This window comes from Maribacter polysaccharolyticus (assembly GCF_028882255.1).
In the GTDB taxonomy this organism is placed as follows: domain Bacteria; phylum Bacteroidota; class Bacteroidia; order Flavobacteriales; family Flavobacteriaceae; genus Maribacter_A; species Maribacter_A polysaccharolyticus.
The window spans coordinates 349,406-368,060 of record NZ_JARBUY010000004.1; the positions used below are offsets into that span (position 1 = coordinate 349,406).

Sequence of the window (18,655 nt, forward strand, 5' to 3'; positions counted from 1 at the left end):
TTTACAGGCATTACTTATTAACAGTAGAACAACCGGCCATGGTTGTAATTTTTATGGCCTCGGTAGGAGGCAGATTTTCATTTCTATTTACCAGTTCCTGAACAGCGTTCTTGGTAATATCCTCAAATGCGGTTGCAATGGGGGAGGACTCCTGTAATGCGGCCGGACGACCTACATCACCGGCTTCCCGAATGCTCTGCACCAATGGTACTTCCCCTAAAAAAGGAACCTTTAAGTCTTCCGCCATATTTTTGGCCCCTTCCTTTCCAAAGATATAATATTTGTTATCCGGTAATTCAGCAGGTGTAAAGTAAGCCATATTCTCTACGACTCCCAATACAGGTACGTTAATCGACTCTTGTTGGAACATCGCCACCCCTTTTCGGGCATCGGCAAGCGCCACCTCTTGGGGCGTACTGACGACCACTGCCCCTGTTACCGGCATGGCCTGCATAATGCTCAGGTGGATATCCCCGGTTCCCGGAGGCAAATCGATCAACAAGAAATCAAGGTTGCCCCAATGGGCATCGAAGATCATTTGATTGAGCGCCTTGGCAGCCATGGGTCCCCTCCAAATCACTGCCTGATTGGCATCGGTAAAAAACCCTATGGACAATAATTGTACCCCATAGTTCTCTACCGGTTTCATTTTTGACTTGCCATCGATGGTTACGGCCAAAGGTTTTTCATGGGCCACATCGAACATCATAGGCATCGAAGGTCCGTAAATATCAGCATCCAACAATCCTACTTTAAAACCCATTTTTGATAGGGTAACCGCTAAATTCGCGGTTACCGTGGATTTACCGACCCCTCCTTTACCGGAGGCCACAGCAATGATATTCTGGATTCCGGGAATCGGTTTGCCTTTGATTTCATTCACCTTGGGGTTCGCAGGGGCATCGACCTTAAGGTTTACTTTTATTTTCGCCTTTTCGTATACTTCTTGATGGATGATCTTGAGGATCTCGACTTCGGTTTTTTTACGTGCCTGAAGACTGGGATTGCTTATGGTAATATCGATTTCGACCTCATCACCGAATACCTGTACATTCTTAACGGCACCACTCTCTACCATGTTCTTTCCTTCTCCCGGAACCGTAATATGCCCTAAGGCTTTCAAGATATCTTGTTTGTTCAATTTCATAGCGATTATCGTTCTTATAATAAATTCATGCTAAACAACAAAGATACGGTATTGCGGTTAGATTAAGAAGTTGGAAAATTGAATTTCGAGAAGTCTGGCATTCAAAAATTATGAATGCGACAATGTTTTATCGAAAAAATATGTACAACCTCAAAAATACAACTCCGGCAGCCCATTTTACCCGAAAAAATGTAGCTTAGTATGCTCATACCTAATAGTACCGAACTTTATGACCCGCAAAACCAAATTTCCCCCATTTGTATTCTTATCCTTATCCTTACTCTGGTTTTCATGTTCTTCGAATAAGCAGAACTTTACAAAAAACGATCTTATAAAATCTGAAAAACTGATCGGCCTCGATTTTTCCAAAAAGGACATCGACACCCTTTACCCCTATCTGAAAAGAAACCGATCGGGTTTTGACACCTTGCGAAATTATCCTTTGGCCAACGACGTGTTTCCAGCCGTACGTTTTGACCCGATCCCTTTTGGTTTTGAATTTCGGGAGCAGCAAATAAGCAGCGACTGGACCATTCCTGAAGGTGTAGAAATACCTGAAAATTATGACGATTTGGCCTTTTACACCATTCCCAAATTGGCATCCTTGATCAAATACCGCAAAATTACGGCAACCGAGTTGACCGAATTTTTCTTGGCCCGGTTAAAAAAATACCAACCCACCTTACAATGTAGCATTACCATTACCGATAGCCTTGCCTTGGTTCAGGCCAAACGGGCGGATGAAGAAATCAAAAATGGGAAATACCGTGGTATCCTCCACGGTATCCCCTACGGCACCAAAGATTTGATGGCTGTACCCGGCTACCCGACCACCTGGGGATCGGCACCGTATAAAGACCAAGTCATCGACGAGACGGCTACGGTAATAAAAAAATTGGAAGATGCCGGGGCCATACTCGTATCCAAACTGGTGTCGGGAGCCTTGGCTAGGGGCGATGTTTGGTTCGGCGGTAAAACCAAAAATCCGTGGGATCTATCCCAAGGTGCCTCCGGTTCTTCGGCCGGTTCGGGTTCGGCTACCTCAGCCGGCCTTGTTCCCTTTGCTTTGGGAACCGAAACATTGGGATCGATTACCTCACCCAGTACCCGAAATGGGGTAACCGGACTAAGACCGACCTATGGCAGGGTCAGCCGCCATGGTGTAATGAGCCTGAGTTGGTCGATGGATAAGGTCGGACCTTTGGCCAGAAATGCTGAAGACTGTTCCATTGTCCTATCGGTTATTCAAGGAAAGGATGAAAAAGACCTTACCACAAAGGAACTTTCTTTTGGTGTCGATTGGAAAAAAGACATTACCGGCCTAAAAGTAGCTTATTTAAAAGAGGATATTGAGAAAGATACTTCGGATACTGGCGATAACTTAAGAAAAGCCCTTAAAACCCTAGAGGGAATGGGTATTGCCCCCATAGCGGTCAAAATGCCGAAAGATGTGCCTTACAAAGGCTTTGATATTATCCTAAGGGCTGAGGCAGGTGCTTTTTTTGATGAACTCGTACGTTCAGGGGAAGTCGACATTATGGTTGAACAGGACCAAAAATCCAGGGCGAATTCCCTAAGACAAAGTAGGTTCATCCCTGCCGTGGAATACCTACAGGCCAATAGGCAGCGCCAAGTACTGATGCAAAAAATGCAGGATTTGTTGAAAGATTACGATGTGCTCATTTCACCTTCCTTTGGGAATGACCAACTTTTGGCAACCAATTTAACGGGGCACCCTGCCATTGCCATTCCTACAGGGCTCGATAAAAAAACCCATCCTACAAGCATGACATTCATCGGCAACTTGTATGATGAAGCCAGCATCCTGCTTTTGGCGAAGGCTTTCCAAGAGCAGACAGCATTTGATGAAATGCACCCTCCAGGGTATTGATCAAAGCTCTTTTCCGGGATCCCAGAAATGTTTCTCAAAATTGACGATCTGGTTGTCGATTACCTCAATGCCTTCACTTTCGAGAAGTTGTTGCATTAGGGTCGTCCCATCAAAATGATGCTTCCCGGTCAATAGTCCTATTTTGTTCACGACCCGATGCGCGGGTACATCGGGCATGTTATGGGATCCGTTCATTGCCCAACCCACCATTCGGGCACTTCGGGCCGCACCAAGGTATTTGGCAATGGCCCCATATGAGGTAACCCTACCATAAGGGATGCGTTTTGCCACCTCATATACCTTTTGAAAAAAATTGGTATTGTCAGTTGTCATCGGTTAAAAATCCTATAAATGGTGATCAATAGGAGTATTACCATCAAAGCACTTAGAATATAATTGGAATTCTTTGAAAACCGGTCAGTCTTGTTTTCCAATTTATTGAAATAGACCGTATACATATACAGGACCGAGAAAGTACCACCTCCGGCGGCCAAAACAAAAACCAAAATATCCCAGACTTCGAATTTTATCCAACCGGAGGCCTTCCACATGATATTGAGACCACTATAGTAAGGAATGGTCAGCAAGTTTATGGCTGCCATGAACATCCCTTTGTAAAAACTGTTCCTTTTACTGATGTTAACCTGCTTTACGATCTTCTCTTTATTGTTTCTGGCGATCATAAAAAAATAGATGGCCAAAAAAGCGAATACAAGCACTGCGATCTTAAGCAAGACCTCGACCACGGATGGGTTCCTATGTAAATACTTGGAAATATAAACCGCTACCACTGCCTGCAACATGATCATGGTCGAAACCCCGAGACTAAAGATCAAACCATTCAATTTCCCTTTCTCAACACTGGTCTTTGCGGCATTCATATTCAACAGTCCGGGAGGTACGGTTGCGATAAAGGCAGCAGAAAATGTTGCAAAAAAGAGAAAAGGAAGATGTTGCATGGGCTAGTTTATCCTAAACTTGATATAGGTGATTGGTTTTCCTTGCTCAAGATACTGCTTTTCATAGAAAGTTTGTATGGATAAAACTTCCTTTGGACTACCTTCATTTTTATATACATCGTGGTTCGCATAGATTACCTCCCTACCCGTCCCGTGCAAAAGGCCCAAAGTATACCCGTGCATAAACTCACTATCGGTCTTTAAATGTACAAGACCTTTGGCTGCAAGTATCAGGGAATACTTTTCCAGGAATACCTCATTGGTCATCCTATGCTTCGTACGCTTGTATTTTATTTGGGGATCAGGGAAGGTAATCCAAATTTCGGCTACTTCATTTTTACCGAAAATCCGATCTATAAGTTCTATTTGGGTCCTTAGAAACGCCACATTTCCCATACCGTCTTCCAAAGCGGTCTTGGCACCCCTCCACAAACGGGCCCCTTTAATATCGATTCCGATAAAATTTTTATCGGGGTACATACGAGCCAATCCCAAGGTATACTCCCCTTTACCACAGCCCAACTCAAGTACGATTGGGTTGTCATTCCCGAAATGGGTGTTCCAATGGTCTTTAAGCGGAAAGGTTTTTTCCTCTATTTCTTTACGACTGGGCTGAACCACATTCTTGAATGTCTCATTTTCCCTGAATCTTTTTAGCTTGTTTTTGCTCCCCACAGCATCTTAAAATTTAATCCAGCGGCAAATCTAATAAAATCCTATTTGGGAAGACCATCTTATGCCTTGTTTTAAGATTGGCTTTTCTCCATGGTGAATGAAAACTCCGATCCTACACCCTCTGTACTCTCCACATAAATTTTCTCACCATGCGCCTCAATTATATGTTTCACAATGGCTAGGCCCAAACCCGAACCCCCTTCTGCCCGGCTACCACTTTGATCTACCCGGTAAAATCGTTCGAACAATCGTGGGATATGATGGGGGGCGATCCCTTCCCCATTATCGGTGACACGGACAATGACCTTGTTTTTGATCAAATTCTCGACACTTACCTCCGTGGTGCCATGTTCCTGGCCATATTTTATGGAGTTTACCACTAAATTGGTCAACACCTGTTGTATCTTATCGCGGTCTGCCCTGACCATAATGGGGTTTTCATATTTCATATCAAAGGTTAGGACGATCTTCTTTTTTTCGGCCTTCATCTCAAACATGTCAAAGACATTTTGAATGAGCTCAATGATATCGAATTCCACCAACTCCAAATTTAAATCCCCAACTTCAAGTTTGGTGATCATATCAAGATCCCTAACAATATAAATAAGGCGTTCGACCCCTTTATTGGCCCTCTGCAAATATTTCCTCCGTATTCTTTTATCTTCCATTGCCCCGTCTAACAAGGTTAAAATATAACCTTGCACGGTAAAAAGAGGTGTTTTTAATTCGTGGGAGATATTACCAAGGAAATCCCTTCTATAGGCTTCGCGGATATTCAAGGTCTCTATTTCGATTTTTTTGTCTTTGGCGAATTTTTCGATTTCCGCAGTAAGCGTCTTCATGTCAGTGGTAATGGGACCTGGGGTAAAATTGGCCGATTCCAATAGGGCCACATCATCGTATATTTTTTTTATACGCCGATAAATGAACCTTTCGATTCCCAATTGCAAGACGATGAATGAAATTATAAATATCAATGGTATGAAAACCAGGCACGATAGGACATTCATTGAATTGATGTTCATACCCAGGTACCAAAACAGCCCCATGAATACCAAGGTAGTACAGATGGTGATGAAAAATGACGACCTTAATGCAAATCGATAGGATTTTTTTATATCGGCAGCCATTATAGCACAAACTTATAGCCTACGCCTTTAACGGTCTTAAAGTGTTCGTCCCCGATTTTTTCACGCAATTTTCTAATATGCACGTCTATGGTACGCCCACCTACAACCACTTCACTGCCCCATACCTTATTCAAGATCACCTCTCGCTTAAAAACCTTATTGGGTTTGGAGGTCAACAAGGACAATAATTCGAACTCTTTTCTGGGCAGGATAATTTCCTGGCCATCATTTACGATTTTATATTCTTCCCTATTGATCTCGATACCCCCGACCTTAAAGATTTCCTCAGCTACCGAAGCCTCTTCCTTGAACCTTCTCAGGAGCGCCTTCACCTTACTCACCAATACTTTCGGTTTAATGGGTTTGGTGATATAATCATCGGCACCGGCATCAAAACCCGCCAACTGGGAATAATCCTCTCCACGGGCCGTAAGAAAGGTTATGATCGTATTTTCCAGACCTGGACTTTTACGGATTATACTACAGGCCTCAATACCGTCCATTTCAGGCATCATTACATCCAAGATTATCAAATGCGGTATTTTCTTCTTGGCCAAGGCCACACCCTCAACCCCATTCGCAGCGGTAAAAACCTGATACCCTTCGGAACTCAGGTTGTAGCCGACTATTTCAAGAATATCCGGTTCATCATCAATCAGTAGTATTTTCAGATCTTTCTTTTTCATCTCTACGTTAAATTCTATACGTACAATTTATATACAAAAAGTAAAGATAATATTAATAGAATGAAAGACTTAAGAAAAGTATATATTGGTAACATTAACATAACATTTAAGCTTACTCCCGGTAACGATTTGTTAATTGACGACCATGACCTTATGCATTTCATCGATCTTTTGACGTAATCGGATCCCTGTTCCGACCATCGAATACATATATTATTATATTTGTGGCACACGGTTTGCAATTGAACCTATATGGAGAAACTCTACTTTGCATTCTTTTTTCTTTTTATTACGTTGGGTTTTGCGCAGGATGTAAAGCCGAATGGGGATATTATGGAATTTAAATTATATCCCAACCCTGTCACAAATGGAAAGGTCTACATCATCACCGAAACCAAAGCCCCTAAAAAAATCCATATTTATGATGTATTGGGGACCCAGGTCATGCAAACCACCCTGCTCAGGGAAGAATTGAATGTCTCCGAATTGGACGCTGGGGTATATGTGCTCCGCGTGTACCAAAAAGACAAAGTAGCCACTAGAAAGCTGATAGTTAAATAGTTATTTGACCTTCCTTATCCAACCCAACACCTCCCTTACGCCAAAGGATTCAATTCATCGACAAAATACACGCTTTGGTTTATTGACCTACAATTAATCGTTTTTCACAACATTTTCAATTTAAGGGTTTTCACTTTAAGTATCTTTATGCTGTTGATCCCAAATCAATACCATGAAAAAAAGCTACTTCATCCTATTCATAATATCGTCTTTCGTGTTTTTTGCCCAAGAACCCATACCGCATTCAATGGATCACACGGTTGTACGAAACGGTGAGATCCCCGGATTTAAACTTTACCCCAACCCGGCCTATGACAATGTCGTACATATCAGCACCGCAAAAAATGCCCGAAAGGAAATCGTTGTGTATGACGTTTTTGGCAAAGTGGTTTTGACCGACCGTATCTTACAGACCCAATTGAACATTTCCAGACTCATTCCCGGGGTGTATGTACTGCAGGTGACAGAGAACAACCATACCATTACCCGAAAATTGGTCGTAAAATAAGCCCCTTTTTAGAACAAACCAATTTGTCGTATCATTACCTTTGCCATTGGGAATACAATGATCGACACTACACAAATATTCAATATCGCCTCCGAGGAGGAGTTCGAACGCATGGCCTTGGACATCTTCAGGTTTCAACTGAAGAACAACCCTGTATACAAGGAATTCTGCCACTATTTGGGTAAATCCGGATCAAATGTACGTGGACTGGAGCAAATTCCCTTTTTACCCATTGACTTTTTCAAGACAAAAAAAGTGGTTTCCACCACGGTCAAGGAGCACATTGTCTTCTCAAGCAGTGGTACGACGGGGCAAACCACAAGCAAACATTACGTAAGCGATTTGGACGTATACGAACGAAGTTTTCACAAAGGCTTTACCCATTTTTATGGCGAAGCATCCCAATATTGTATTTTAGCCTTACTACCTTCCTATTTGGAACGCAGCGGGTCTTCCTTGATCTATATGGTCAATGCCCTGATCGATAAAAGCCAACATCCCGAAAGTGGTTTTTATTTGGATGAAATGGATGTCCTCGCCCAAACCCTCGAACGTTTGGATGCCGAGGGAAAAAAGACACTTCTTATTGGGGTTTCCTTTGCTTTATTGGATTTGGTCGAAAAACACCCCTTACAACTAAAAAACACCATTATCATGGAAACCGGTGGAATGAAAGGCCGCCGAAAGGAATTGATTCGGGAGGAACTCCATGATATCCTAAAACGGGGTTTCGGCGTCACTGCCATCCATTCTGAATACGGAATGACCGAATTGCTCTCACAGGCCTACTCCAAAGGGAATGGTATTTTCAACACCCCTCCTTGGATGAAGCTTTTAATACGCGATACCGAAGACCCCCTGAGTTATCTCACTTATGGAAAAACGGGAGGCATTAACGTTATCGACCTGGCCAACATCAACTCCTGTTCTTTTATCGCCACCCAAGATCTGGGCAAGGAACATGAAGACGGTCGTTTTGAAATACTCGGTCGTTTTGACAACTCCGATATTCGGGGTTGCAACCTCATGGTCATATAGGGGACCTATTCCCCTGCAATTATCACAAAGTAATTCTTTTTGCCGCGCTGTAAGAGTACGAATTTGTCGTTGATCAGATCATTTGTGGTAATCAGGTAATCTTCCTTGACTTTTTCCTTATTTACAGAAATCGAGTTTTGTTTCAATTCCCTTCGAGCTTCACCGTTCGACCCCAAAAATCCGGTTTTAGCCGCCAAGGCCCCGATCATATCCAATCCGCTTTCCAATTCGGACATGGGAATATTGGCCTGGGGAACCCCATCAAAAACATCTAAAAAAGTCTTCTCGCCCAAACCTTTCAAATCTTCCGAAGTTGATTTTCCAAAGAGGATGTTACTGGCCTTTTTGGCATTATCCAAATCTTCCTGGGAATGTACCATAACGGTAATCTCATCGGCCAATCGTTTTTGAAGGATTCTTAAATGCGGTGCCTCCCCATGTTCCCCGATCAACCCATCAATCTCATCCTTGCCCAAAAAAGTAAATATCTTAATATATTTTGCGGCATCTTCATCAGAAGTATTCAACCAGTACTGATAGAATTTATAAGGGGAAGTCCTCTCGGGATCCAACCAAACATTACCGCCCTCGGTTTTTCCGAATTTGGTTCCATCGGCCTTGGTAATCAAAGGACAGGTCAGGGCATATCCCTTACCACCACCGATCCTTCGGATAAGCTCGGTACCTGTGGTAATATTCCCCCATTGGTCACTTCCGCCCATTTGAAGGGTACAATTTTCATGTTGGTAGAGATGGAGAAAATCATACCCCTGTACCAACTGATAGGTGAATTCCGTAAAAGACATACCCTCTTTGGATTCACTCGACAACCGTTTTTTGACCGAGTCCTTGGCCATCATATAATTTACGGTAATATGTTTACCTACGTCCCTGATGAATTCCAAGAACGAAAAGTCTTTCATCCAATCGTAATTATTGACCAGGATGGCCGCATTTTCCGATTGACCGTCAAAATCCAAAAACTTGCTCAACTGCGCTTTTAAGGCCTCTTGGTTTGCCCGCAATGTTTCCTCATCCAAAAGGTTCCGTTCTTGCGATTTACCCGATGGATCACCGATCATACCCGTAGCACCGCCCAACAAGGCATAGGGCTTATGGCCCGCCAATTGAAAGTGGCGTAGCATCATTACACTTACCAAGTGCCCTATATGCAGAGAATCGGCAGTTGGATCAATACCAACGTAGGCCGATTGCATTCCGGTCATTAAATGTTCTTCGGTCCCGGGCATGGCATCATGTAACATCCCCCTCCATCTTAGTTCTTCGACGAAATTTGTGCGCATTTCAAGATTTATTTTGATAACAGCTGCAAATATAAAAGGAATTACATTGCCTTTCCCCATTTGAAATTGGTTTTATTAGGCATCATTTGCCTAAATTTGGGCCATGGTTTTGGTAACTGGAGGTACAGGTTTGGTCGGGGCGCATCTTTTGTTGCATTTGCTCCAAAACAATACGAAAGTACGCGCAACTTACAGGGAAGGCAGCCCTCTTGCCAAAGTGGAAAAAGTCTTTTCCTATTATACCGATAAGGCTTCTAAACTTTACGATAAAATAGAATGGGTCAAAGCCGATATCAATGATATTCCCGCCTTACAGATCGCCTTTGAAAACGTGGAATACGTCTATCATGCCGCAGCATTCATCTCATTTGACCCAAAGGATTACTACAAGCTTAAAAAGACAAATGCCCAGGGTACGGCCAACATCGTAAATCTTTGTCTTTCGAATTCCGTGAAGAAACTCTGTTATGTAAGCACCATCGCGGCCATCGGAAAAAGCAAGAAGGACCGAAAAGCCAACGAAAACAATGAATGGGCAGGCCATGATGCAAATGTCTACGCCCTAACGAAGTACAGTGCCGAAATGGAAGTTTGGCGGGGGTCCCAAGAAGGGCTGCAGGTCGTCATCGTCAATCCCGGGGTGATCATTGGGCCCGGTTTCTGGGAACAAGGCAGTGGAAAGCTATTTGCCACGGCCCATAAGGGAAGGGATTACTACCCAACGGGTGGCACCGGTTTTATTGCGGTAAACGATGTGGTCAAAATCATGGTCGGACTTATGCAATCGGATATATTCAGCCAACGGTTCATTGCGGTTTCGGAAAACTTGACCTACAAAGAGGTACTGACCCGATTGGCCAAAGCCCTAGGAAAAAAAGTACCTTCGAAAATGTTACGCCCATGGCACCTACGCTTGTTCCGATTTCTGGATTTCATTAGCAACTTATTGACCGGAAGCAAAAGAAGGATTACCCAAAAAACGATTAAATCCTTGAAGCATACCGAAATCTATGACAATCGGAAAATAATCGAAACGCTAGGTATCCAGTTCGAAGATTTGAATGAAACCATAAAGTTCTGTTCCAAAATTTTCAAGGAAGCGTATCGGTAGCCTTTTTTGGCTCGCGGTTTTTTACCGGGCTTTTCTTTGTCTTGCTCTGTAAAAGTAAGCTGTCCTGTATTCTCTTTTCTTCGGTAATGCGTTCTTTCTCCAATTCGAGCAAAGCTTCTACCTCTGTATATATTTCTTCATATTCCTTGGGCATGGAAGCGTAATAGGTATCACTTGACACAAATTGAAGACTGTCTATTCCATATTTCTCGAAAACGAAGTTTGTAGGGTCGATATTATTTTCTTCCAATTTACTGGCATTGGCGTTATTTGCCGCGTTCATTATGGCGAGATCGTTCAAAATACCCACCATTTGATCTTTAGGAATTAAATTATCGGGTTTCTCGATCAACTTCCCACCACACGAAAGCAGGGCCAAAACGAAAATAACGGCAACAAACTTCTTCATTATTATCTATTGAAAGTTAAGCGTTTTGCATTTCTTCCACCCGGAAACTTCCCTTCTTCATAAGCCAAATGACCGTTTACGAAGGTATGGGTTACTTTTGATTTAAAAACGGTTTCCTCAAAAGGGGACCAACCACATTTGTAGGCAATATTGCTTTTAGAAACCTGCCAAGGGTCATTTAGATCAACAAGCACCAAATCGGCATAATACCCTTCCCGTATAAAACCCCTTTTTTCTATTTGGAATAATTTCGCCGGATTATGGCACATTTTCTCCACTAGTTTTTCCAAAGAAATCACCCCTTCATGGTATTTCTGAAGCATGGCGGGCAGTGCATGCTGAACCAAGGGCCCTCCTGAAGGGGCTTGGGTGTAAACATTGTCCTTTTCCTCAAGGGTATGGGGCGCGTGATCGGTGGCGATAACATCAATTCGGTCATCCAACAAGGCTTCCCAAAGTTTACTTCGATCCCCACCTGTCTTTACGGCCGGATTCCATTTGATCAACGTACCCTTGGATTCATAATCAACATCTGAGAACCAAAGATGATGGATACATACTTCTGCCGTAATCTTCTTTTCCTCCAACGGAATGTCATTGCGGAACAGATCGGTTTCAATTCCCGTTGACAAATGGAAAACATGGAACCTTGCCCCCGTTTTCCGCGCTAGGGCAATTGCTTTTGAGGAAGAAAGGTAACAGGCTTCTGCACTGCGGATCAACGGATGGTATTTTACGGGAATATCGTCACCGTACTTTTCTTTATAATGGGCCAAATTCCGTTTTATGGTCGTTTCATCCTCACAATGGGCCGATATTACCATTTCGGTATTCCTGAATATCTTTTCAATGACCGCCTCATCATCGACCAACATATTCCCGGTGGAAGAACCCAAAAAGAGCTTTACACCGGAACAGGCATTTTTGTCCAGACGTTTTATTTCTTCCAGATTATCATTGGTACCACCAAACAAGAACGAATAATTCGCAAAGGAAGTTTCCGCGGCCCGCGCGAACTTTTCTTCCAATTTGTCTATAGTCGTTGTTTGTGGCACGGTGTTGGGTTGCTCCATAAAGGAAGTAATGCCCCCAGCGACCGCCGCCCTACTTTCCGAGGCGATATCGCCTTTATGCGTTAAACCGGGTTCCCGGAAATGCACTTGATCATCAATAATACCGGGGAGCAAGTAACGCCCATTGGCGTCGATGGTTTTGGCCATTGGATCACTAATGGATCGGTCTATTTTCACGATCGATTCACCATCGAGCAACACATCGGATTCGAACACCCTATTCTCATTGACGATATTGACATTTTTGATCAGTACCCTTCCCATAATCAGAATTTATTTTTTTGGAAAATACTTTTTAACTTCATTTTCAATACCCCGAAAACGGCTTCACTGATAATCGAAGAACTCATTTTCGATTTTCCCTTTTCCCTATCCTTGAAAATAATCGACACTTCTTCTATTTTATATTTTTTCAAATAGGCCCTGAACTTCATTTCAATTTGAAAAGCATACCCCACGAAACGCACGGAATCCAACTCAATATTTTCCAGAACATGTCTTTTGTAACAGACAAAACCGGCTGTAGGGTCATGCACTTTCATGCCGGTGATCAACTTTACATAAAAAGACGCGCCATAGGACAACAGAATACGGTGCAAAGGCCAGTCGACCACATTGACCCCTTTTTTATAGCGGGAACCCACGGCGACATCGGCTCCGTTTTCACAAGCCTTATGCAACCTTAAAAGATCGGTCGGGTTGTGGGAGAAATCCGCATCCATCTCAAAAATATAATCATACCCATGGGCAATCGCCCATTTAAATCCATGTATATATGCCGTGCCCAATCCTGATTTTTCATGACGGACCTCCACAAACAATCGATCCGGGAACTCCTTTTGCATCGTCATCGCATGGGAGGCAGTGCCGTCGGGGGAATTATCATCTACGATAAGTACATGAAAATTTTTCTTTAACGTTAAAACAGCCCTAATGATGGCGTCGATATTCTCAATCTCGTTATAGGTGGGAATAATGACCAAACTACCTGCCATAATCTTCATTCAATTTCCACAAAAATACTATTTTATAAGCTGTCGAAGCGTTTGTACCTTCTATTTATCATTTTTTTTAATCTTTGGATACCACCTAAAATCCGTAATTTTGCGGCTAAACCAACATTCGTCAATGTCTTTGAAATTACCCAGAATTTTTCTTTTCCTATTGGGCGCCATATTGGTCTTGAACCTTTTACAGGCCCATTTTACCGGACTCATTTTTGATGAGGCATATTATTGGCATTATGCAAAAAACCTGGCTTGGGGGTATTTTGACCACCCACCCATGGTCGCCTTGATGGTCAAAGTGGGTAGTTTTTTCTTCGATGGTGAATTAGGGGTCCGTTTTGTCAGTTGCCTATTATCTGCCGGAACGTTCATCCTATTGTGGTTGGCCATAGACAATCCTGTCAAGAAAAAGTATGTCCCCCATTTCTTTGCTTTGGTATTTTCAATGACCCTACTCAATGCGTATGGTTTCTTTACCCTCCCTGACACCCCTTTACTCTTTTTTACCGCACTGTTCCTGTTGATCTACAAACGATTTTTGGAAAAGCCATCCCTTGTACTTTCCATTTTCCTGGGCATTGTAATGGCCGCATTGATGTATAGCAAATACCATGCTGCCCTGGTGATTTTATTCACACTACTCTCGAACCTCAGATTGGTCGTCAATAAATATGCCTGGCTTGCCGTCATCATTGCCTTATTGTGTTATACCCCCCATTTTTTATGGTTGTATGACCATGACTTCGTATCGATAAAATACCACCTTTTTGAGCGCCCCAATGCCCCGTATAATTTCAATAAATATACTTTGGGGTATTTTGTGAACCTGATAGCGATTTTTGGCCTCACATTCCCCTTTGTGTATTACGCCTTGATCAAAAGTAGGTCAAAGGACCTTTTTACAAAGGCCCTGCTATATTTAACTTATGGGGTCTTGATTTTCTTTTTTATATCGAGTTTCAACAGACGTGTACAGACCCAATGGATCATCGTCGTTTCCATACCGATGGCCATCATCGTCTATAACTATATGCTGGAAAATGAAAATATACGCAAATGGCTGTTTAGACTTGGCATCACGAACATTGTCATAATCCTTGTCCTTAGGGTCGGGTTGATCTATGAACCCTTATTTCCCGTAAAATATGAATCCCACGGTAATAACGAATGGATGAACATGATCGGTTCAATGGCAGGGGATAGCCCCGTGGTCTTTGAAAATTCATACCGCAATGCACCCATGTATGCGTTTTATACCGGGAAAACCTCGTTTTCGCTGAACAATGTATTTTACCGCCAGAACCAATATTCAATTGATAATTCAGAGGAAGCGGTACAGCACAAGAGAGTCCTTTATGTTTCCAAATACCTCGGCAACAACAAAGAGGCCTTCCCCTTGGCCAGTGGTAGTGTTTACTCTGGTATTTATATAGATGACTTTGAGTCGTTCAGAAAATTACGATGTATCGTTGAGGACGAAAAATTTAGATTGGATGACACGGTCCATCCAGTGAAGGTCCATAATCCATATGATCGGGACATCCCGTTGAAAAAACTAAAGTTTGCCGTGGCCTATCTAAATGGCTCAAAGCAATTCATGGAATTGGTCCCTGTAGAATTATCCCCTGTAGAACGGGAAACGAACCGGTTGGCACCCAATGATTCCACGCTTTTCACGTTTAAACTACCAAAGCCCAAAACGACCGATACGCCCAAATTTTTTAGGATCGTCATTTCGGAAAACAATCTGCGGCATGGTTTGAACAGTAAAACCATTAAATTGGAGGAATAATGGAAGCCGTATTAAGGAACATCGCAACAAATGATTGGATAACCATACTGGTTACCATCAGCCTTTTGTTCCTAGCGGTAGCCAAAAGATATTTTTACCCCAGGTTTCTCAATTTCATCATTTTACCTTTTAACAACAAATACATTTTTATGTATAACAAAAAGGAAAAACTCGTGAATTGGTTCAACCTTTTTTGGGGTATGTTCCTGATTATCAATTTCTCCATTTTTATTTACCTGATCCTACATATTTTCAGTGCGACCGATTCCGTGTCGAGGTCATTGCCTTTTTTATGGATCATCGGTGCGATCATCCTCTATCTGTTTTTAAAATTAGGGATGCAGTTGGGCAACGGCTATATTTTTGGCGTCCAAAATATGATCACCGATGTCGTTTTCAAAAAATTATCTTATTTCAACTATAGCGGCATGATCATGTTCATGGCCAATATCATCATCACCTATATCCTTATCGACTCAAAACCTGTTGTTTACACAACAATCTTCCTAATAATAGTGGTGAATCTCATTGGTTGGGTCACCATTTTACGTAATTATCAAAATTTGATATCAAGCCATTTTTTCTATTTTATTTTGTACCTTTGCGCTCTTGAAATTGCTCCGTTAATCCTCATTGGGAGCTACTTAAAAAATTAGGATTTATGAAAGTAAAGACGATTTTGGTTTCACAGCCTGAACCTAAAATGGAAAACTCCCCCTATTCCAAATTAATTGACAAAGAAAAAGTTAAAGTTGATTTTAGACCATTTATTCACGTGGAAGGGGTAGACGCCAAAGGTGTTCGCCAACAGAAAATCGATCTAAACAATTTTACTGCGATTATTTTGACCAGTAGAAATGCCGTAGACCATTTTTTTAGGATTGCCGATGAGATGCGCTTTAAGGTGCCTGACACGATGAAGTATTTCTGCCAATCGGAAGCGGTTGCCTACTATCTGCAAAAATATGTGGTATACCGTAAGCGTAAGATCTATGTTGGCAAAAGAAATTTCCAAGATCTCGTTCCTTTGATCAAAAAGTACAAGGACGAAAAGTTTCTTTTACCTTCTTCCGATGTTTTGAAACCATTGGTACCCGATACTTTGGACGAATTGGGAATTACGTGGACAAGGGGTATTTTTTACAAGACCGTTATCAGCGACCTTTCAGATTTAAGGGATGTTTATTATGATGTTTTGGTATTCTTCAGCCCATCGGGCATTGAGTCCCTGCTTAAAAACTTCCCTGATTTTGAACAGAAAGATACCCGTATTGCGGTATTCGGTAATTCTACCATCAATGCCGCTACAGGAGCCGGCCTACGTATAGATATTAAAGCGCCAACGCCGGAAACACCTTCCATGACCATGGCATTGCAAAAATATATTACCTCGGTAAACAAAAAATAAAGAACAGGCCTCTTAATAGAGGCCTTTTTTATTTGTAATCGATGCCGGGAGTCACTTGATCATCATTGCGCGGACGGCGTTTAATGACCCGATACCCTAAAAGCGACCAACCGAAAATCAACAAGGTACCACCAATTGGGGTCAAAAATCCTATTTTCCTAAAATCGATGGCGGTCAACGCGTTTATTGCCAACAGATAAATAGAAAACGAAAACAAAACGATCCCCAGAACGATCGAATAAAAAACCGCTTTCTTTTTCTTCACTTCCAAATAATCGGTATTTGCCAGAATCAGCAAGAACAAGGCATGGTACATTTGATACCTAACCCCGGTTTCATATGTCAATATCGCATCGGCATCGATCATTTTCCCCAAGCCATGTGCACCAAAAGCACCTAAAATAACGGCAAGCACCCCAAAAAAAATCCCACTACAAAAAATTGTTTTGTTCATAACTTAATATGTTGTAAATTTTATATATGTAACAATTTGATACCTTAGTAAACCATTATAACCGTAAAAGTAAACAAAGTAAATGTTGCGAAAAATACTTGTTTTAGGGGCTGGCAAATCAACTTCATATCTACTGGATCATTTCTTGGAAAAATCCCTCACCGAAAAGTTGCACCTTACGATCGGGGACATCGATCCTGACGGTATACCTTCCTACATAAAAGACCATGTGAACTGCAAGGTCATCCGTTTGGACATCCATAATGACAAAGCCCGAAAAAAGGCGATTTCGGATTGCGATATCGTGGTTTCCATGCTACCGGCACATTTACATATCAAGGTAGCCATAGACTGTGTGGACCATAACAAAAATCTGGTTACGGCCTCCTACATCAGTGATGAAATCAAAGCACTTGACGAAACCGTAACGAAAAAAGGTCTCATTTTTATGAATGAGATAGGCTTGGATCCCGGCATAGACCATATGAGTGCCATGCAGATCATCGACAACATAAGGGAAAAGGGGGGCAAAATGATATTGTTCGAATCGTTTACCGGTGGACTCGTAGCTCCCGAAAGTGACGATAATCTTTGGAACTACAAATTTACATGGAACCCCCGCAATGTGGTCTTGGCCGGACAAGGGGGAGCGGCAAAATTCATTCAGGAGGGCACCTACAAATACATACCCTACCATAAACTTTTTAGACGGACTGAATTTTTCGAGATTGAGGGTTATGGAAAATTTGAAGGCTATGCGAATCGCGATTCCTTAAAATACCGTGAGGCATACGGCCTGCAAGATGCCCTTACTTTATACCGGGGTACCATGCGCAGGGTGGGCTTCTCAAAAGCATGGAACATGTTCGTTCAATTGGGGATGACCGATGACAGCTATACCATCGAAAACTCCAAGGGAATGTCGTACCGCGAATACACGAATTTATTCCTACCCTATTCCCCAACAGATTCGGTGGAATTGAAACTAAGGCATTATCTGAAAATAGACCAAGATGACAGCAAATGGGAAATGCTTTCGGAATTGAACCTTTTCGATCCGGACAAGAAAATCGATTTAGACCATGCCACACCCGCACGCATATTACAATTGATCCTCGAGGATAGCTGGACACTGGACGAAGATGACAAGGACATGATCGTCATGTACCATAAATTCGGATACATTCTAGAAGGCAAAAAGCTTCAAATTGATGCCAATATGGTCGTAATCGGTGAAGACCGAACCCATACCGCGATGGCAAAAACCGTCGGGCTTCCCGTTGCCATTGCCACCCTGCTGATTTTAAACAACAAGATCAAGACATTTGGAGTACAAATACCCATTAAAAAAGAAGTGTACGATCCTTTATTAAGGGAATTACGGAATCACGGCATAAAATTCAAGGAATATGAAGTACCCTATTTGGGATACAATCCCGATAGTGTTGGCAATTAGAATCACAACCAAATTGCGTATTTTTACTTTCAATTTGAAGTACACA

General features: G+C 42.3%; 20 protein-coding genes. 9 read left to right on the plus strand and 11 right to left on the minus strand.

Annotation, left to right across the window (positions count from 1 at the left end):
• Positions 1-10 precede the first annotated feature (10 nt).
• Positions 11-1,147 (minus strand): Mrp/NBP35 family ATP-binding protein, encoded by a 1,137-nt coding sequence (locus tag PHU20_RS14065; RefSeq protein WP_274826025.1) that lies wholly within the window; start codon positions 1,145-1,147, stop codon positions 11-13.
• 229 nt (positions 1,148-1,376) lie between these two features.
• On the opposite strand from PHU20_RS14065, the gene PHU20_RS14070 reads away from it, so the two are divergent.
• Positions 1,377-3,038 carry an amidase gene (locus PHU20_RS14070; protein WP_274826026.1) on the plus strand — a complete coding sequence of 554 codons (1,662 nt, stop codon included), beginning with the start codon at positions 1,377-1,379 and terminating at the stop codon, positions 3,036-3,038.
• On the opposite strand, the gene PHU20_RS14075 is transcribed toward PHU20_RS14070, so the two are convergent.
• The 5 genes from PHU20_RS14075 to PHU20_RS14095 all read right to left on the minus strand — a co-directional run bounded on the left by PHU20_RS14075 (position 3,039) and on the right by PHU20_RS14095 (position 6,488).
• Positions 3,039-3,371 carry an MGMT family protein gene (locus tag PHU20_RS14075; RefSeq protein WP_274826027.1) on the minus strand — a complete coding sequence of 111 codons (333 nt, stop codon included), beginning with the start codon at positions 3,369-3,371 and terminating at the stop codon, positions 3,039-3,041.
• A complete protein-coding gene (locus PHU20_RS14080; protein WP_274826028.1) occupies positions 3,368-3,997 on the minus strand; it encodes a LysE family translocator in 630 nt (209 codons plus the stop codon). The genes PHU20_RS14075 and PHU20_RS14080 overlap by 4 nt, the downstream gene beginning before the upstream one ends.
• A gap of 3 nt (positions 3,998-4,000) precedes the next feature.
• A complete protein-coding gene (gene trmB / locus PHU20_RS14085; RefSeq protein ID WP_274826029.1) occupies positions 4,001-4,672 on the minus strand; it encodes a tRNA (guanosine(46)-N7)-methyltransferase TrmB in 672 nt (223 codons plus the stop codon).
• A 71-nt stretch (positions 4,673-4,743) separates the two neighbouring features.
• A complete protein-coding gene (locus PHU20_RS14090; protein WP_274826030.1) occupies positions 4,744-5,802 on the minus strand; it encodes a sensor histidine kinase in 1,059 nt (352 codons plus the stop codon).
• Positions 5,802-6,488 (minus strand): response regulator transcription factor, encoded by a 687-nt coding sequence (locus PHU20_RS14095; RefSeq protein ID WP_274826031.1) that lies wholly within the window; start codon positions 6,486-6,488, stop codon positions 5,802-5,804. The genes PHU20_RS14090 and PHU20_RS14095 overlap by 1 nt, the downstream gene beginning before the upstream one ends.
• A gap of 252 nt (positions 6,489-6,740) precedes the next feature.
• On the opposite strand from PHU20_RS14095, the gene PHU20_RS14100 reads away from it, so the two are divergent.
• From PHU20_RS14100 to PHU20_RS14110, 3 genes are all read left to right on the plus strand, one after another.
• Positions 6,741-7,049 (plus strand): T9SS type A sorting domain-containing protein, encoded by a 309-nt coding sequence (locus tag PHU20_RS14100; protein WP_274826032.1) that lies wholly within the window; start codon positions 6,741-6,743, stop codon positions 7,047-7,049.
• 172 nt (positions 7,050-7,221) lie between these two features.
• Entirely contained in the window at positions 7,222-7,557 is a 336-nt protein-coding gene (locus PHU20_RS14105; RefSeq protein WP_274826033.1) for a T9SS type A sorting domain-containing protein, read from the plus strand.
• A 57-nt stretch (positions 7,558-7,614) separates the two neighbouring features.
• On the plus strand, positions 7,615-8,595 hold the full coding sequence (locus PHU20_RS14110; RefSeq protein ID WP_274826034.1) for a LuxE/PaaK family acyltransferase: 981 nt from the start codon (positions 7,615-7,617) through the stop codon (positions 8,593-8,595).
• A gap of 5 nt (positions 8,596-8,600) precedes the next feature.
• Here PHU20_RS14110 and tyrS read toward each other — a convergent pair whose 3' ends face one another.
• Positions 8,601-9,899 carry a tyrosine--tRNA ligase gene (gene tyrS / locus PHU20_RS14115; RefSeq protein ID WP_274826035.1) on the minus strand — a complete coding sequence of 433 codons (1,299 nt, stop codon included), beginning with the start codon at positions 9,897-9,899 and terminating at the stop codon, positions 8,601-8,603.
• 103 nt (positions 9,900-10,002) lie between these two features.
• On the opposite strand from tyrS, the gene PHU20_RS14120 reads away from it, so the two are divergent.
• Positions 10,003-11,010, plus strand: a complete 1,008-nt coding sequence (locus PHU20_RS14120) for an NAD-dependent epimerase/dehydratase family protein (protein ID WP_274826036.1) — start codon at positions 10,003-10,005, stop codon at positions 11,008-11,010.
• Here PHU20_RS14120 and PHU20_RS14125 read toward each other — a convergent pair.
• From PHU20_RS14125 to PHU20_RS14135, 3 genes are read right to left on the minus strand one after another with little or no spacing between them, the layout of a single operon-like run.
• Entirely contained in the window at positions 10,991-11,419 is a 429-nt protein-coding gene (locus PHU20_RS14125) for a DUF4296 domain-containing protein (RefSeq protein WP_274826037.1), read from the minus strand. The two genes, PHU20_RS14120 and PHU20_RS14125, sit on opposite strands and share 20 nt — an antisense overlap.
• 2 nt (positions 11,420-11,421) lie before the next feature.
• Entirely contained in the window at positions 11,422-12,756 is a 1,335-nt protein-coding gene (locus PHU20_RS14130; protein WP_274826038.1) for a dihydroorotase, read from the minus strand.
• A gap of 2 nt (positions 12,757-12,758) precedes the next feature.
• Complete coding sequence (locus PHU20_RS14135) at positions 12,759-13,487, minus strand: polyprenol monophosphomannose synthase (RefSeq protein WP_274826343.1); 729 nt, start codon at positions 13,485-13,487, stop codon at positions 12,759-12,761.
• 133 nt (positions 13,488-13,620) lie between these two features.
• Between PHU20_RS14135 and PHU20_RS14140 the strand changes: the two genes are divergently transcribed.
• Genes PHU20_RS14140 through PHU20_RS14150 form a run of 3 tightly spaced genes read left to right on the plus strand, consistent with a single transcriptional unit; the run spans position 13,621 to position 16,699 of the window.
• The gene (locus PHU20_RS14140) at positions 13,621-15,291 is read left to right on the plus strand and encodes an ArnT family glycosyltransferase (RefSeq protein ID WP_274826039.1); all 1,671 of its coding nucleotides are present in this window, start codon (positions 13,621-13,623) and stop codon (positions 15,289-15,291) included.
• The gene (locus PHU20_RS14145; RefSeq protein ID WP_274826040.1) at positions 15,291-15,947 is read left to right on the plus strand and encodes a DUF4271 domain-containing protein; all 657 of its coding nucleotides are present in this window, start codon (positions 15,291-15,293) and stop codon (positions 15,945-15,947) included. The genes PHU20_RS14140 and PHU20_RS14145 overlap by 1 nt, the downstream gene beginning before the upstream one ends.
• Before the next feature lie 5 nt (positions 15,948-15,952).
• Positions 15,953-16,699, plus strand: coding sequence for a uroporphyrinogen-III synthase (locus tag PHU20_RS14150; RefSeq protein ID WP_274826041.1), 747 nt, complete (start codon positions 15,953-15,955; stop codon positions 16,697-16,699).
• A 28-nt stretch (positions 16,700-16,727) separates the two neighbouring features.
• On the opposite strand, the gene PHU20_RS14155 is transcribed toward PHU20_RS14150, so the two are convergent.
• Positions 16,728-17,153 (minus strand): DUF423 domain-containing protein, encoded by a 426-nt coding sequence (locus tag PHU20_RS14155; RefSeq protein WP_274826042.1) that lies wholly within the window; start codon positions 17,151-17,153, stop codon positions 16,728-16,730.
• Between the two features lie 82 nt (positions 17,154-17,235).
• Here PHU20_RS14155 and PHU20_RS14160 point away from each other — a divergent pair, with 82 nt between their 5' ends.
• Positions 17,236-18,609 carry a saccharopine dehydrogenase family protein gene (locus PHU20_RS14160; RefSeq protein ID WP_274826043.1) on the plus strand — a complete coding sequence of 458 codons (1,374 nt, stop codon included), beginning with the start codon at positions 17,236-17,238 and terminating at the stop codon, positions 18,607-18,609.
• Positions 18,610-18,655: the final 46 nt, after the last annotated feature.